We start from the raw sequence: 15628 nt of genomic DNA, 5'->3' as shown, positions 1-15628 counted from the left end.
CACATAAAGTAAGTGAATGTTCAAAAAAGAGATTAACAAAAAAGAGAAAAAAATACAATTTTTATAAAAAACAAAGTATTTTAGATTCGATTATCAATGGCCACTGCAGAATAAACTGTTATTCCGTAGTTACTCCAGCGAATTCCGCTTCATTGGCTTCGGCTTCTTCTTTTGTCGCACGCACGATTCCGTCCTTGTGGTGCGCCGGTGAATAGATTGTATAGAGTTTCAGCTCCTCTGTTTCCGAAGTATTGATGACATTGTGCTGAGCACCGGCCGGCACAACTACTGCAACGCCGTCACTTAGTTCGTATTCGTTACCGTCAATTATGCACTTCCCCTTCCCCTGCTCAAAACGGAAAAACTGGTCGTTTTCCTCATGCACTTCCATCCCGATTTCTTCCCCGGGCTTGAGGCTCATAAGTACCAGCTGGCTGTGTTTTGAGGTATAGAGTACCTTGCGGAAATTACTGTTTTCCAGAGTGGCTTCTTCGATATTTATAGAAAATCCTTTCATATATTTTCATTTATAGTTATTTGTATATAAGAGTATTTGAGAGCAAGGTTTACTAAATATATACCTTGTAAGAGATTAAAAATATCATTTGCATAACTTTAACCTAAATTTCTTATTTATGTTCCTGAATAAAATTCCTTAAAATCGATATTAAAAAAGTAATAGAGTTCAGAGTTTAACAAAAGCACATCTCCTTTTGCTGGTGTACCAAGAAAACAAACGATAATATCAAAAAACAAACGATAATATTAAAAAAAGATATAAGTATTGATGGGCCTTTCGAGTTAAAATTTAAAACTAAATCTCAGGCAAGAACCGCATTAATAGTGTTTTTCCTATGTGGAATGTCTTCTTTTGCGTGTCTCATAATTAACTTTGCAAAATTTTAAAAATTATATCTACGGATTGGTCAGGTTTGTCATAAGCTGGTTTCTGATGCTTGAAATTCTGTGAACAATAAAAGGAATATCTAAAAACTCAATGAAATATTTCCATTATTTAGCCCAATTTAACAATTTACCGTCTGATAAATTATATCAAAAGATTAATATACTTGTAAATGCTATTTTTGTATATTATATCTTAAATATTATATTAACACTGTATATATTTATTATATAAAGCATGAAAGCGCTTTATGCAATTATTATGGAATAATTAATATTATAAATGATGAATATTATTAGAATTCATAAATCATAGTTTAAATTCATAATTTAGCGTTTCTACAAATTTGAAACTCTTACATATCCAATCTAAAAAAGATTTCACAAATCAAAGTCACTTAAAAAAAAGAAGCGAAGATTTTGGATACTCAAAAAATGAAGGATCTCATCAGGAAATTTAATGTCTGCATTGAAAGGAATAAAGACTATCAGGCTTATTCAGACTTTAAAGAAGGAGTTAATAAAGGCCTGGATATAGCTAAATACACTTTCGAGGATAATCTGGAAAAACTTTCTCTTTCTGACCTGGACGACAATCCGGCTGAAAAGATAAGAGGCCTGGAGAATAACTTTAACCAGCTCTTAGACGGCATCACCCTGTCAAAAAAGCCGAATATCTCGGAGCAGCGCCTGGATGGAGTGTATACCGGATTTGAAAAATCTAAAAAAATATTTAAAGAATTCATAACCGAATCATTTCCCCTGGAAAACACATAAAAAACCTTATGACTATAATTAAGTTTAAGAGCTCTATATCTTTGAGGAAATTAAAGGTTCTATTTTTATTTTATTGAACTTAAAATCTCTACTTCTTTATTCTTGAGCCTTAAACCTTTATTTTTATTGAGCTGAGTAGACTCAGTTCCATAATCTAGTGATTTTTCACTTTTTCCCTGCTCAAAATTACAGTTTTCTCTATATACTACCCAACAAAACTGGAAAAGTCATTGAGAAACACTTATTAGCATGAAAGTACGGAACAAAACTGGATTCCGATGCTCTTTTTAATTTTCGGTTCCTTATTCAAATTTAAGCCTTCTATGTCAATTTACTGATTAGTTTAGCAATGGTTTGAAAAACCATAGTTAGGACAACCTTACTACTAAGGTAATGACGAAATCGATAGTCAAAAAAGGGTGAGGTGAAAAGCACTTTCATTTCTTTGTGCCTGTAATTCGAAGAATTTCATGTATGTTTAAAAACAAAATATTCAGTGACGACGAAATGCGTCGAAAACTGGATTGTGTTTTCTCACTTAGTGGATATAAAACTACTAGGAAGAAGGTTCCTGAAATCTGTGCAATTGCAGCATATCATCAAAGTATAGAAGTTCCGCTGCATAACAATTCAGGGAAACTGGCGGCGAGAGATCAAAGAGAAGAAAATGGGATGTGAGCCTTCAAACCATAACAGAGGAAGAAACAAAAGCAAATGACACATTTATGACGATTGTTCAGACAGCAAAGAAACTGGGTGTAAACGCATATCGGTACATATGTGATAGAGTCGACAACATATTCGAGATTCCATCTTTATCTCAACTAATCAGAGAAAAAAGCTCGTTGAGTGGAAGGTGAGAGATTTCCACTCAATTTGAAGAGGATACAACAATTTATGTTTAATTGCTGTCAGTATTTTCAAGGAGAAAAAAGTACCTTGAGACTTTATAGATGTTTTTTCCTGAAAACCACGATTCAGAATACACCTTAAGGTTCATCTTCCGAAACTTCTGTAATTGTAGTTTCTGTAGTCCATTCAGGCAATTCATCCACCTTTTCAATCGATTTCACGGTCTCATTTGGCGTGTCAATAGTTATCATATAAAATTCTCCACCGGTCATTTGTGAATAAGTGGATATTACGGTCCCGTTTAGGAAATCAGCTTCTTTACAGAGCTTTTCCTCGGAAACATCCGGTCCAAGGTTTTTTAATGTACCGTTTTGCAGCTCAACAGTTACTTCGTGAATATACCAGCCGTTAATCTGGATATATGCTACAGATTCCCCTGTTTCATTGAAGATGGAACCTGTGCCTGAATAGTTTCCTTTTGTTAAGTTTTGAAAATCGCTATCATTTTCATATATTCTCTGCATTGTTACTGCGGGGTCTAATCTGTCCATTTCTCCACTGTTGCCAGTATCATTCATACCCAGGGACAAATCGCCGGATTCATAGAGGGATAAAAGAAAAATTGCCGAGAATAAACCGATAATTATCAGCGAAAACCATTTATTTCCATCCAAGATTATTCCTCTTTGACATTTGCCTTTAACATTCTGTACCTTACTTTTCGAGTTTTAGAAATCTGGCACATTACCGATTTTTTCTGAACTACGCAGGTGCGCCCTTAAAACAAAAAACGGAAAAGATAAGCTATCCAGAATGGCATCTTTTACACGTAACATCTTTTACACGCAGCATATTTTACATCTTAAAAGACTTTGCCCACTTCGGCCTTTCGGGAGGATTATTTTCTAGCATATCTCTCCATTCTTCATCTGTCAACCTCTGTCCTGAGGGCTGCCAAAACTCATAATAGCTCATTACAGGTCCTGCTCCAAGCACAATCCTGCCATCGGGCTGTTTATAGGCCACTACTATCAGATTCAGTTTACCGGTTCCTTCTTCCAGAACTCCAGCAGGAGAAGTATAGACATCTGCAACCAGAATGGATCCCTGAGATTTTATATCCACATTCTCAAGCATTGGAGATATGTTTTGATCGAAATTTCTGATGAACTTATACTCTTTATCTGTCAGCTCTTTATTTTCGAGCTCTTTAATCGAGATTTCCAGCAACTTTTCAAGGGTGTTTTCTAGAGTTGTAAAGTCTTTGTCTGATTTTTCATCAAGTACTTCCATTTCAGCCAGCCCATTATGTGCCATTTTTGTAAGGGCAAGCATTCTGGCATAAAATTCGGGAACTGGCTCCACATAGCCCTGAACAGGTTTTTCTTCTGGGTTATAGGGTGCACCTGTAAAGTACATCTGCTTTGAATAGAGAATAGTATCGTGCCTGAGTTCGGTCCAGGAAGCAAGGGCTGTGTTAAGCTGTTTATCTTCCCAGGCTTCAGTCTGCATAAATGTAGGGTAGCCCTCGGGATAGCTTACAAGAAGAGGCTTTAAAGCATATAATTGAGCCCAGTAAAGATTTTTATTCCAGTCCTCTTCATCAAAAGCTCCAAATTCATTTTCCAGAGATGCGTGAGCTTTTTTGTATTCTTCGTTTTCGGAAATACCCTGGTTTTTCAGGTGCTCTCTGGATCTTTTGGAACCGAGGAGATCCATAATGTTCAAGGCAGGAGGATGTAGTTTCCGGAGGATATAGGAATCTGGAGTGTAACGCTGACCCATGAACCTGAATCCTTTTGTAGCCTCAAGAGTTTCGTTTTCAGTTTCAGAACCTGTCTGAATTATTTCTCCTGTTCCACTGTAGATTTTTGGGCTTTCATATTTTTCAAGTTCAGTTTTCAGTGCTGTGAGACTTTCATTGTCGAAGCTTACTCCTGTTCTATCATTCCCAAAAACAGTGTTTATAGCTTTTGCATATTCATAGGGTCCAAGGTCGTCGGAAAAACCAACATAGAAAGCCGTCACACTATAAATTCTATTCCATATAGTCTGGAGGTTTTTATCTTTGTCAAAGTGATCAGAAATTAAAAGAGCTTGTATGGTCTGAATTTTCGCTTCATTTTCCGAGTTTTCTGCAGCAATTGCGTCAGACTGAAGGAGCATACTTATTCTACCGTGCCACATCATGGCTTTGAAGTAGTTCTTCAGTATTTCTGAATTAGTGTAGTGCCCTTTGGGCCCATACTGAGAGACCTCCGAGTTAATGTAATGTCCTCTGGGCACATACTGAGAATAATCTTCCTGATATTTGAAAATCGGAGAAACCGCAAAGCCTTCGTGAGATTCGATAAGAGTTAATTCAGATTCGACATCATCGTTTACAAACTCCGGAATCTCGAACTGATACTGCTTTGCTGTATCTTCAGGAAGAAGGGACATATCCACATCGCCATAAGCATATTCTTCTTCTTTCTGTATCTGCTCAGGTTTCGGTTCGAGAAGGCTCAAAGCAACGGCAAAGTATGCAACATTTCTTCTTGCAGCTTCTTTTTCTACCCCTGAAGCGCTGTTATAATCCTCTACAGAGGCTTCAAGGAAAGCTCTGTCAAGTTTCCACAGGTCGTCGTAAAACTCCTCTTCTTCTACCCTTTTTAGTGTCTCATCAAACTGGATGTGATAAAGATGAAGAAGAGAATCAGATGTGATGAAAATCGGAATATCAGCCACTTTCAGATCTTTGTAAGTTTCATTTACCAAAGTCTGCCCTAATGTAAGCGGATTTTCAGCAGTTCCATTTTCGATTACAACAAAACCGTTTTTGTATAGTAAATCCCTGTCTTCATTTGTCAGGGGAATCTTTTGGATGAAACTATTATAATTCGTAATTTCGGAAGCCTGCAGAGGTAGAGAATAGGTGGGAACTACAGCCTCGAACTGCAGATTTTCTTTACTGTAATATTTGGAAAAGGAGCTTTGCTTTTCAAGAGTATTCTTGGTCTTTTCTGAGAAGTTTTCCCTATGAACAGTTTCTGCTGTAGCATTGGATGAACTGTCCTGATTGTTTGTTGCTTCATCCAGTTTTGATTCTTTTACTGATTCTCGACTGCTGTCAATACAGCCGGATCCAGATATAAATATCGTCCCCAGCAAAAAAATAACTATCAATACCCTTATTTTCAAGCAAAATCCCCTACATTTTGATTTTAGTTTTAAGAAGTAGACTTAAAAAATAAAAGATTTAAATAACCATTAAACCTGTAGTTTACTCTATTCTTTAAAAACTACAGAAACTCCAATAAACTTCTGATCTCAAATTTTACTCTTGTTCACTTCTCAAGAGACAGGATCATGCAAGCCGTAAATAATTGCAAAGCTAATGTCTAAACAATTTAGTTATGGATCATTATAATTAATAACGGGACTAAGGATGAAATTTTGTCTATGTATTAACGTATCATAACTAAGTTGCCATGACACTAATATAACCGCGCTTCTAGGCACAATGAGATTCAAATCTACTCTGGAAGGTTTGTTTGAACTCCAGTAAGTATCTTCAAAGATATGTTATATAAATTGTAAAGTTTTTAACCAGATCATTAAACAATTCGTGTTTAATCTATTATTACGTTTTTTTGAGGGAAGCTTCTTCTTTTTGGTTGTATTATTAACGCAGATATTAAAAAGAAAAAATAGATGAAAAAGATCAGCTATCCAGAATATCATCTTTTACACCTTAAAAGACTTAACCCATTCTGGCCTTTCTGGAGGATTATGTGCTACCATATCTCTCCATTCTTCATCTGTCAACCTCTGTCCTGCGGGCTGCCAGAACTCATAATAGCTCATTACAGGGCCTGCTCCCAGCACAATCCTGCCATCGGGCTGTTTATAGGCTACTACTATCAGATTCAGTTTACCGGTTCCTTCTTCCAGAACTCCAGCAGGAGAAGTATAGACATCTGCAACCAGAATGGAGTTCTGGGACTTTATATCTACATTCTCAAGCATTGGAGATATGCTTTGATCGAAATTCCTGATGAACTCATACTCTTCTTCTGTCAGCTCTTTATTTTCGAGCTCTTTAATCGAGATTTCCAGCAACTTTTCAAGGGTGTTTTCTAGAGTTGTAAAGTCTTTATCCGACTGCTCATCAAGAACTTCCATTTCAGACAGCCCGGTATGTGCCATTTTTGTAAGGGCAAGCATTCTGGCATAAAATTCGGGAACTGGCTCCACATAGCCCTGAACAGGTTTTTCTTCTGGTGTCACCTGGGGAGGACCTAGAAAGTACTCCTGCTTTGCATAGAGGATAGTATCGTGCCTGAGCTCGGTCCAGGAAGAAAGGGCCGTGTTAAGCTGTTTATCTTCCCAGGCTTCAGTCTGCATGAAGGTGGGATAACCCTCAGGATAGCTTACAAGAAGAGGCTTTAAAGCGTACAGTTGAGCCCAGTAAAGATTTTTATTCCAGTCCTCTTCATCAAACGCTCCAAATTCATTTTCAAGAGAAGTGTGAGCTTTCTCGTATCCTTCATTTTCGGAAATATTCAAGCTTTTCAAGTGTTCTCCGGCCCTTTCGGAACCGAGGAGATCCATAATGTTCAGGGCAGGAGGATGGAGCTTCTGGAGGACATAGGAATCTGGAGTGTAGCGCTGGCCCATGAATCTGAATCCTTTTGTAGTCTCAAGAGTTTCATTTTCAGTTTCAGAGCCTGTCTGAATTATTCCCCCTGTTCCACCGTAGATTTTTGGGCTTTCATATTTTTCAAGTTCAGTTTTCAGTGCTGTAAGACTTTCGTTGTCGAAACTTACTCCTTTTCTATCATTCCCAAAAACAGTATCCAGAACTTTTGCATACTCATAGGGACCGAGGTCGTCGGAAAAACCGGCATAGAACGCCGTCACACTGTAGATTCTGTTCCATCTAGCTTGGAGGTCTTTGTCCCTGCCAAAATGGTCCGAAATTAAAAGAGCCTGTATGGTCTGAATTTTCGCGTCATTTTCAGAACTTTCTGCAGCAATCGCGTCTGACTGAAGGAACATACTTATTCTACCGTGCCACATCATGGCTTTAAAGTAGTTCTTCAGTTTCTCTGAGTTTGTGTAGTGTCCCCGTGGCATGTACTGGGAGTAATCTTCACTATACTTGAAGATCGGAGAAGACGCAAATCCTTCGTGAGCTTCTATCAGGTTCAGTTCGGCTTCAACGTCATCTTTTACAAAAGAAGGAACTTCTACACTGTAGTCATTTACGTCCCTAGAATTGAAGGGCGTAGTTTCCACTGCAACGTTTGCATTTTCAGTTGTCTGTTCAGATTTTGGTTCAAGAAGGCTTAAAGCAACGGCAAAGTATGCAACATTTCTTCTTGCAGCTTCTTTTTCTGCTCCTGACGCGCTGTCATAATCTTCTATGGATTCTTTAAGGAGAGCTTTGTCAAGTTTCCACAGGTCGTCGTAAAATTCCTCAGTTTCTACCCTTTTTAGCGTCTCATCAAACTGGATGTGGTAAAGGTGAAGAAGAGAATCGGATGTAATGAAAATAGGAATATCGGCCACTTTCAGATCTTTGTATGTTTCATTTACCAGAGTCTGCCCTACTGTAAGTGGGTTTTCAGAAGTTCCATTTTCGATTACAATAAAACCGTTTTTGCATAGTAAATCCCTGTCTTCGTCCGTCAGGGGAATCTTTTGGGTAAACTGATAGTAATTTGCAATTTCAGAATCCTGTAGAGGTAAAGAATAAGTGGGAACTGTAGCCTCGAACTGCAGATTTTCTTTATTGTAATATTTGGAAAAGGAGCTTTGCTTTTCAAGAGTATTCTTGGTCTTTTCTGAGAGGTTTTCCCTATGAACAGTTTCTACTGTAACATTGTATGAACTGTTCTGGTTGCCTGTTACTTCATCCAGTTTTGATTCTTTTACTGGTTCTCGACTGCTGTCAATACAGCCGGATCCAGATATAAATGTCATCCCTAGCAAAAAAATAACTATCAATACCCTTATTTTCAAGCAAAATCCCCTACATTTTGATTTTAGTTTTAGGAAGTAGGCTTAAAAAATAAAAGATTTAAATAATCATTAAACCTGTAGTTTACTCTATTCTTTAAAAACTACAGGAACTCCAATAAACTTCTGAGCCAAATTTAACTCCTATTTATTTTCCAGGAGCAGGATCATGCAAACCTTAAATAATTGCAAAGCTAACATAACCGTGCCTCTAGGCACAATGGGGTTCAAATCTACTCTGGAAGGTTTGTTTGAACTCCATTAAGTATCTTCAAAGGCATGTTATATAAAGTGTAAAGTTTTTAACCAGATCATTAAACAATCCGTGCTTAAGTTATTATTGCGTTTTTCAATAGTAATACCTAACATGCAAATTGTTGTATCCTCTTCAAATTGGATGGTAAAAGTAAATTTCATGTATTTGCTGATAATTTAAAAATTTAATTAAGTTTAAGAAACAAACTCAAGCGATGCGTTCAACTTTATAACTGTATGATAAAATAGTTGTACATTTTTTGAGTTGGAAAATTCTCCATTGAATTTGAAGAGGATACAAATTGTTTGATAACTTGCACAGAAAGTACGTATGTTCATAGATACTGAAACTAAAAACGAAAAAAACGCACATGAAATTCTTCGAATAACATGCACAAAGAAATGAAAGTACTCTCTACCCTACCTTTTTTACTTCTCAACTCCATCATTATCTTGGGCAGGAAGGTTGTACCTATTTCGGTTCTTGAAAACCATCAAAAAACTAACCAGTGAATTGCCATCGAAGGCTCAAATGTGACCTTGATCACGGATGCCAAATTGCCTTCGAGACAATCACACTGCCCATACAAAATATGGGGTAATGTAAATTGGCAGGAATAATAACCCGAATTTGACAGATGCTATTAATTAATACAGTATTTTCTTACAAAAAACACATTGCATTGACACATTACATCGTGGTAAAATAAAGAATGTCACAATTTAATAAACACAAAAGATAAATTTGAATTGTATGAAGAAAACAGAAGCTTGAAGCCCATTTGTACATTATAAAATGTATACTTCTGTCAAATTAGGGTAATAAACAAAGCTTGTGGTTTAGACATCCATAAACAATTTTTAATTGCTACAATTCTCAGCATATTTGGTGAGAAAAAACAACTGCGTTTTGAGAGGAATGAAAAAGGCATATTAGACCTTAAAAAGTGGGGTCTTACCGAGAAATGTGATGTTGTTGCATGTGAATCAACAAGCGATTTTTGGGTTCCGATTTATGATTCACTTATAAACCATTTAAATGTCATAAACCATTTAGATGTCATAGTTGGAAATGCTCGTGACATGAAGGCTTTTACCCACAAAAAACGGACAAAAACGATTAAAACAAAAGGTGTCTCTGTTTTTTGGGAGAAGTTTTTGGCATTCAAAAGTTGGGATATTTTTTTAAAATTCTTAGTACCTTCTGCAGAAGGAGAAAGGTTTTTGTTTTTTACATTTTTATCTATTTTTTTCATGTAAGATATTATTTGAAAGATAGTATTTTAAGAAAGACTTAAAAAAAGTTCATTTGAGGCCGAATCAATATTATAAAAAAATAAATTATGTCTTATTTTTACGGGGGGTCGAAATGTAAAATGTATGATATTTTTAAAAACGAATTCTCTGGACTAAAGTTTTGAATCGTTTTATTTATAACCTGAGTTCCCAAATTTTAAGCGCATACACTTAATTCTACAAACATACAAAGTTAGTAGATTATGGTTTTGAAATTGGAACTTATAAATTATGTGCTAAATTATGTGCTTAAGCTCATACTCCGATATCATGAGACGTTTATGCGCCTAAAAATGCGGAACTTAGGTTATAATCTTTCAGATTCTGCTTTGCTTCCTCTTAAATATGGCATTTAAACTTTATAAAGAAATTATAAAATACGTTAGTACTTATAGGTTGCGACATATCTATATTGTACAAGCAATTTTTATAACAAGCTTGCATTAACTATAAAGAAATATGAGGAGATATATATTTATGACAGGGTCTGATAATAAAGTAACACCTAAAGTAGATGACATTAACGCAGAAAAGAAAGCTGAACCAAGCGTTAAGAAAGACTCTTCAAAAGCTGTTTAAATACAGCACATTTTTTTATTGATAATAAGGGGATAGTTAAACATGGAACACAGACAATTAACAGAACACTCTTCAATGCCCTCTGAACCGATGACTGAAATTTGGGGATTTCTGACTGAAGAACAGAAAAAGAAAGTTGCTGTAATGAAGATGGATATTAAAATACAAATGATGGAAATGAAAATAAGTGATATGGGGAAAATGATCGAGCTAAAGAAAAAAGCTATAGCTGATATTAAACAGGTTCAGGAAATGATTAAACAAGGAAAATAACTGATGATTGTTTATAATCCAAAATTTTACAACCATATTTAAAGTCAACGTTTCTATTATCCAATTGTAGAATTGTTTTGACTTTTGCGACGCTCTCTTAGTACATGGGAATCCTCAGACAAAGAAAAAAATAGAAAAAAATTTTTGAACACTTTAAGAAGCTACATGTCTCAGAAGGAATTAACATTATTAATCAGTGAGTTGACCTTTCGGGAAACCGTATCTACATTCATTACGAAGCCGAAAATAATGAAGCATATGGAGCTTTTAACCTTCCGTGGTCAGATATCTGCATGATTGACAGCGTACCTGTTATGGAAGCCTCGGAATTCATGAAGCTTCTGCCCAAACATAAAAACGAAAAGAAAATATCGAAATATAATCAAACGAGGTAATTAATATGTCAGCAACAATGCAAGCAGTTAGAGAACATTTCATGTTAGCAAGTGACGTAAAAGGGCATAAAGTAGTCAACAAGAACGCAGAAGACTTAGGCAAGATCGAGGATTATATGCTTGATCTGGAAAATGGAAGAATAGCATATGCAGTTCTGTCTTTTGGCGGTTTCCTCGGCATGGGTGAGAAATTATTTGCTATTCCATGGTCTGCATTCAATGTGCAACTTTTCGAGAACGATATGAGGATAGTTCTTAATGTCGATAAAGAAATCTTAACCAAGGCACAAGGCTTTGATAAGAGTCAATTGCCACTTAGCTATAGTCAGTTGTCTTCAGTATATACTTACTATGGGTATAAACCTTATTGGCAAACCGGTGATTTAACTTAAAATTTTGCTATCGGAGAAAACATCTCTGGTCAACTATTTACAAAATTAGGTGACAATGATGAGTACAGGCACTAGATTTTCATCAAAAACACGATCTAATAGAAGTGGATACGGTTTACAAATCATAGGTCTATTCTCATAAATACTACATCCTGCTTTCGGCAGGTCGACATTAAAATCCACTCAATAGGTCTACAGACATCATTTTTTCAGAACTTTTGAAATTCAATTTAAATCAAAAATTACTAAATATGTATCCTCTTCAAATTGTATGGGTAAAAGTAAATTTTATGCATTTTCTGAAAATTTAAAAATTTAACCAAGTCTACGAAACAACTTCAGGCAATGCATTAAACTTTATAAATGTATGATAAAATTGCTGCACAGTTTTCGAGTTGGAAAATTCTCCATTGAATTTGAAGAGGATACCTAAATATTAACCATAACATAATTACTATATATTTATAATAAGGACTCGTAACGAAATAACTTAAGTAACACATTATTATGTTAGAGCAAAATCAAGGGGGTTGCTTATGAAAATGGCAAAGTATAGTGTAAAAATGGGCTTAAGTTATTTCGCGGTGGGTACTAAAGAGATAAATGACAAAATCATATTAGGTATGTAGTCCGTATGATATTAATTTTTGAGTGAAACTACAAAAAATAACAATTAAGTATATTCAGATGTTAGGATGTGCTTGCTGCCGAATGAAGGATAAGTGGGAACTGTAGCCTCGAACTGCAGATTTTCTTTATTGTAATATTTGGAAAAGGAGCTTTGCCATTCAAGTTTAAGTGTATTACTGGTCTTTTCAGAAGAGTTCTCTATAGAAACGTCTTCTTCGGTGGAATTAAATGAACTAGTCTGATTGTCTGTTTCGTCCTCAAAGTTTGTTTCATTAACTGGACTTGTTTCATTAACTGAACTTGTTTCATTAACTGGCTCACTGCTGCTGCCAATGCAACCTGATCCAGATATCAGTGATACTATAAGCAAGCAAATAATTATCAATGTCCTCATCTTCAACTAAGATCCCCTCGAAACTGCAAAAATAAACAAAAATTCAATAACTAACAATTTAAAATGAATAAATTGAACTCTATAATTTAAGTTAAGCGCGTACTTTATAAGTTTTTCTAACCAAATCTTCAAACTTATTTATTTCATACCGTCTTCAAATTATAACCATTCCTTGATCTTTGATTACTAGAGACTTTACACAGAATGCTTATATGACGATACAGACCGTAGCTATTTTATGTGATAGAAATTACAGCCTCACAATTTTATGGTCTTTTACACGGCAGTTCTACCAATATGAAAAAGTTGGAATTTAGTTCAGATATTTTTAGGACTCAGGTTTGGAAAAGACAGGAAAATTCAACAAAAGAATTTGAGGTATAGAAAGTTGAAAAGAATTAGAGATGGAAAAAGTTGAAAAGAACTTGCGATGGAAAAAGTTGAAAGAAGATTTTCGAAGGAGAATGCTCATTGTCAGAGTGAACTTTAAAGTGAAGAGTCACAAAAAACATGGGGAAATGTAAAGATACCTTATTATGTTGGAAACTATTCTGATAATCTCTGACAATTTGGCATCAGTTGGATGGCATCAGCTAAAATGGACATTTTAGTGGATCTGGATACAGTTCCATTGCATCCTCTTTATTCCAGCAGAGTTCTCGGATTAATAAAGCCGCTCCTGAGCATATGGTCTGCAAGCACAAGAGCGATCATGGCTTCAGCAACCGGAACCATTCGCGGAGGAATTGTGGGATCATGCCGGCCCTTTATTGCAATTTCAGTATTTTCCAGGGTTTTGAGGTCAACTGTCTGCTGAACTTTTCCTATGGACGGAGTTGGCTTTACTGCTGCCCTGCAGACAATGTCCAGTCCGGTTGAAATTCCTCCTAGAATCCCGCCTGCGTTATTGCTCAAAGTGGTTATTTTTCCATCCTCTATTCGGAAAGGATCATTCATTTCACTTCCGCGCAGGCGGGCAGCTTCAAATCCGGCTCCGATTTCAAAGCCCTTGACGGCAGGAATACTCATTAGAGCTTTTGCAAGGTCCGCATCCAGTCTGTCAAAGACAGGCTCTCCAAGGCCGGCAGGCACACCTCTTATAATAAGCTCGACAATGCCTCCGATACTATCTCCTTCCTGGCGAAGAGCCGCAACTTTCTCAAGCATTTTTCCGGCAGCTTCAAGATCGGCACAGCGCACAGGGGTCTTTTCTACGTTTTCAAGAATTTCTTCAAAAGACAGAGGCTTTGCGCGGATAGCTCCAAGTTCAAGCACATGTCCAGCAATTTGTATTCCGAACCTGGAAAGCAGGAGTTTTGCAAGGGCTCCACCTGCGACTCTGCCTATTGTTTCCCGGGCTGAAGACCTGCCTCCACCACGGTGGTCCCTCATTCCGTAGCGTGCCATATAGGTAAAATCGGCATGTCCGGGCCTGGGAGTGTCTTTAATGGCATCATAAGCCGAAGACCTGGCATCTGAGTTCCAGACAAGCATAGAAACAGGCGTGCCTGTACTCATCCCTTCAAAAATTCCCGAAAGGATTTCAACCCTGTCAGCCTCGTGCCTCGGAGTTGAAACCTCACTCTGTCCCGGACGTCTCCTGTCCAGTTCTTTCTGAATATCAGCCTCAGAGAAAGGAAGCCCTGCAGGCAGTCCGTCTACCACAACACCTACAGCCCTGCCGTGGGATTCGCCCCATGTAGTAATTCGAAACATCTGCCCGAAAACGTTTCCAGCCATGCATCTTAACTGGTTTTTTTGCTATTTGATCCTTGGGGTCGCTGGGAGGAGGGTTCAAGATGTACAACCACATCAGAGACATCTTTGTATTCACTCTTCAGCTTTTTGCTGACTTTATGAGCGATAAGGTGTGCTTCCTCAAGTGGCATATCCGATTGGACAAGCAGGTGCATATCAATCTTGATATCCCCCATGCTCCCGCGAGTCCGGATTTTATGGCATCCCTTTACGCCTTCAACTGTCATAACCAGGTTGCAAATTTCTTTCTCTTCAATTCTGGACATATCCAGAAGGACTCTTGAACCTTCTTTAATAATCCTGTACCCGGCCCTGAAAATAATAAAAGCAATTACTATGGCTATTAAAGGGTCCATGAGAGGGAAACCGAGCACTACGGCAGCAAGACTTACTACAACCGAGAGGGAGACATAAATGTCACTTTTTGTGTGCACAGAGTCTGCTATAAGTACCTGGCTTCTGAGAGATTCGCCCTCGTTATATTCGTATCGTGTTACCAGATAGTTAATACACATCGTCCCGAGAATTATGAGAAAACTTATAGCTGTGACCTCTGGCACGCTCGGTGCAAGGAAACGGTTGAGAGCGCTTTGTAAAATCTCAACGCCTACAAAGATCAAAAGTAAAGCGATAAAAATAGAGGCTACAGTTTCATACTTTCGATGTCCTTAAGGATGCTCGACATCAGGCGGGCGGTCTCCAATAAAACTTCCAGCCAGTCCTACAATATTGGATAGACCATCAAAAATGGAGTGATAGCCGTCCGCAGTCATACTCAATGTGCTGGTCAATTTCCCGTAAATGATTTTAGCAAACGCAACCCCAAAGTTCAGAAATAGTACATAGATAAGGACTTGCTGTACTTTTTTGAATCTCTGTAACGTTGATCTGGCCCCCCTACATCGAATGTTCAAAACCGAAAAACAGACAGCGGATAATAAACAATTAAGAAAACGTACATGATATTATTCTTTGAATGACATGCACAACTAAATGAAAATACTGTTCACTTTATTTTTTTTGACTTTAATTCTTTAACTTGGGTAGTAAGGTTGTCCTAATTTTGGTTTTTCAAAACCGTCAGAAAACTAATCAGTGAATTGCCATCGAAGTCTCAA

14 protein-coding genes and 2 pseudogenes are annotated in these 15628 nt (G+C 37.1%); 8 read left to right on the top strand and 8 right to left on the bottom strand.

Features of this window, described 5'->3' with window-relative positions:
- Positions 1 to 118: 118 nt before the first annotated feature.
- Positions 119 to 517 carry a cupin domain-containing protein gene (locus tag MSKOL_RS03070; protein ID WP_048153615.1) on the bottom strand — a complete coding sequence of 133 codons (399 nt, stop codon included), beginning with the start codon at positions 515 to 517 and terminating at the stop codon, positions 119 to 121.
- 821 nt (positions 518 to 1338) lie between these two features.
- Here MSKOL_RS03070 and MSKOL_RS03065 point away from each other — a divergent pair.
- The 3 genes from MSKOL_RS03065 to MSKOL_RS03055 all read left to right on the top strand — a co-directional run bounded on the left by MSKOL_RS03065 (position 1339) and on the right by MSKOL_RS03055 (position 2540).
- The gene (locus tag MSKOL_RS03065) at positions 1339 to 1680 is read left to right on the top strand and encodes a hypothetical protein (protein ID WP_048123619.1); all 342 of its coding nucleotides are present in this window, start codon (positions 1339 to 1341) and stop codon (positions 1678 to 1680) included.
- A gap of 474 nt (positions 1681 to 2154) precedes the next feature.
- Positions 2155 to 2358, top strand: a complete 204-nt coding sequence (locus MSKOL_RS03060; protein ID WP_048117950.1) for a hypothetical protein — start codon at positions 2155 to 2157, stop codon at positions 2356 to 2358.
- Complete coding sequence (locus MSKOL_RS03055; RefSeq protein ID WP_048153613.1) at positions 2355 to 2540, top strand: hypothetical protein; 186 nt, start codon at positions 2355 to 2357, stop codon at positions 2538 to 2540. Before MSKOL_RS03060 ends, MSKOL_RS03055 begins: the two co-directional genes overlap by 4 nt.
- A gap of 129 nt (positions 2541 to 2669) precedes the next feature.
- On the opposite strand, the gene MSKOL_RS03050 is transcribed toward MSKOL_RS03055, so the two are convergent.
- From MSKOL_RS03050 to MSKOL_RS03040, 3 genes are all read right to left on the bottom strand, one after another.
- A complete protein-coding gene (locus tag MSKOL_RS03050; protein WP_197078815.1) occupies positions 2670 to 3206 on the bottom strand; it encodes a hypothetical protein in 537 nt (178 codons plus the stop codon).
- Between the two features lie 181 nt (positions 3207 to 3387).
- Positions 3388 to 5715 (bottom strand): DUF3160 domain-containing protein, encoded by a 2328-nt coding sequence (locus MSKOL_RS03045; RefSeq protein WP_048153611.1) that lies wholly within the window; start codon positions 5713 to 5715, stop codon positions 3388 to 3390.
- Between the two features lie 546 nt (positions 5716 to 6261).
- The gene (locus tag MSKOL_RS03040) at positions 6262 to 8502 is read right to left on the bottom strand and encodes a DUF3160 domain-containing protein (protein ID WP_048158118.1); all 2241 of its coding nucleotides are present in this window, start codon (positions 8500 to 8502) and stop codon (positions 6262 to 6264) included.
- A 1104-nt stretch (positions 8503 to 9606) separates the two neighbouring features.
- Here MSKOL_RS03040 and MSKOL_RS19745 point away from each other — a divergent pair.
- Positions 9607 to 9909 (top strand): annotated as a pseudogene (locus tag MSKOL_RS19745) (IS110 family transposase); the annotation flags it as partial.
- On the opposite strand, the gene MSKOL_RS21530 reads toward MSKOL_RS19745, so the two are convergent.
- Complete coding sequence (locus MSKOL_RS21530) at positions 9807 to 10049, bottom strand: hypothetical protein (protein WP_369799531.1); 243 nt, start codon at positions 10047 to 10049, stop codon at positions 9807 to 9809. The pseudogene MSKOL_RS19745 and the gene MSKOL_RS21530 overlap by 103 nt on opposite strands.
- Before the next feature lie 661 nt (positions 10050 to 10710).
- On the opposite strand from MSKOL_RS21530, the gene MSKOL_RS03035 reads away from it, so the two are divergent.
- The 4 genes from MSKOL_RS03035 to MSKOL_RS03030 all read left to right on the top strand — a co-directional run bounded on the left by MSKOL_RS03035 (position 10711) and on the right by MSKOL_RS03030 (position 11728).
- On the top strand, positions 10711 to 10941 hold the full coding sequence (locus MSKOL_RS03035) for a hypothetical protein (protein WP_231592394.1): 231 nt from the start codon (positions 10711 to 10713) through the stop codon (positions 10939 to 10941).
- Positions 10942 to 11025: 84 nt separating this feature from the next.
- Entirely contained in the window at positions 11026 to 11238 is a 213-nt protein-coding gene (locus tag MSKOL_RS19025) for a putative phage abortive infection protein (RefSeq protein WP_156150942.1), read from the top strand.
- The gene (locus tag MSKOL_RS21525) at positions 11163 to 11336 is read left to right on the top strand and encodes a DUF3303 domain-containing protein (protein ID WP_369799538.1); all 174 of its coding nucleotides are present in this window, start codon (positions 11163 to 11165) and stop codon (positions 11334 to 11336) included. The genes MSKOL_RS19025 and MSKOL_RS21525 overlap by 76 nt, the downstream gene beginning before the upstream one ends.
- A gap of 5 nt (positions 11337 to 11341) precedes the next feature.
- Positions 11342 to 11728: a PRC-barrel domain-containing protein gene (locus MSKOL_RS03030; protein WP_048153608.1), complete on the top strand. Its 387-nt coding sequence runs from the start codon at positions 11342 to 11344 to the stop codon at positions 11726 to 11728.
- 673 nt (positions 11729 to 12401) lie between these two features.
- On the opposite strand, the gene MSKOL_RS03025 is transcribed toward MSKOL_RS03030, so the two are convergent.
- The 3 genes and pseudogenes from MSKOL_RS03025 to MSKOL_RS03015 all read right to left on the bottom strand — a co-directional run bounded on the left by MSKOL_RS03025 (position 12402) and on the right by MSKOL_RS03015 (position 15424).
- On the bottom strand, positions 12402 to 12758 hold the full coding sequence (locus tag MSKOL_RS03025) for a hypothetical protein (protein ID WP_048153607.1): 357 nt from the start codon (positions 12756 to 12758) through the stop codon (positions 12402 to 12404).
- A 636-nt stretch (positions 12759 to 13394) separates the two neighbouring features.
- On the bottom strand, positions 13395 to 14492 hold the full coding sequence (gene aroC, locus MSKOL_RS03020) for a chorismate synthase (protein ID WP_048153605.1): 1098 nt from the start codon (positions 14490 to 14492) through the stop codon (positions 13395 to 13397).
- 5 nt (positions 14493 to 14497) lie between these two features.
- Positions 14498 to 15424, bottom strand: a pseudogene (locus MSKOL_RS03015) (cation diffusion facilitator family transporter).
- Between the last annotated feature and the right edge of the window lie 204 nt (positions 15425 to 15628).

The sequence above is a fragment of the Methanosarcina sp. Kolksee genome (genome assembly GCF_000969945.1).
In the GTDB taxonomy this organism is placed as follows: domain Archaea; phylum Halobacteriota; class Methanosarcinia; order Methanosarcinales; family Methanosarcinaceae; genus Methanosarcina; species Methanosarcina vacuolata.
Note: the sequence above shows the minus strand (reverse complement) of the source record. Positions and strands in the feature narration are given on the sequence as shown.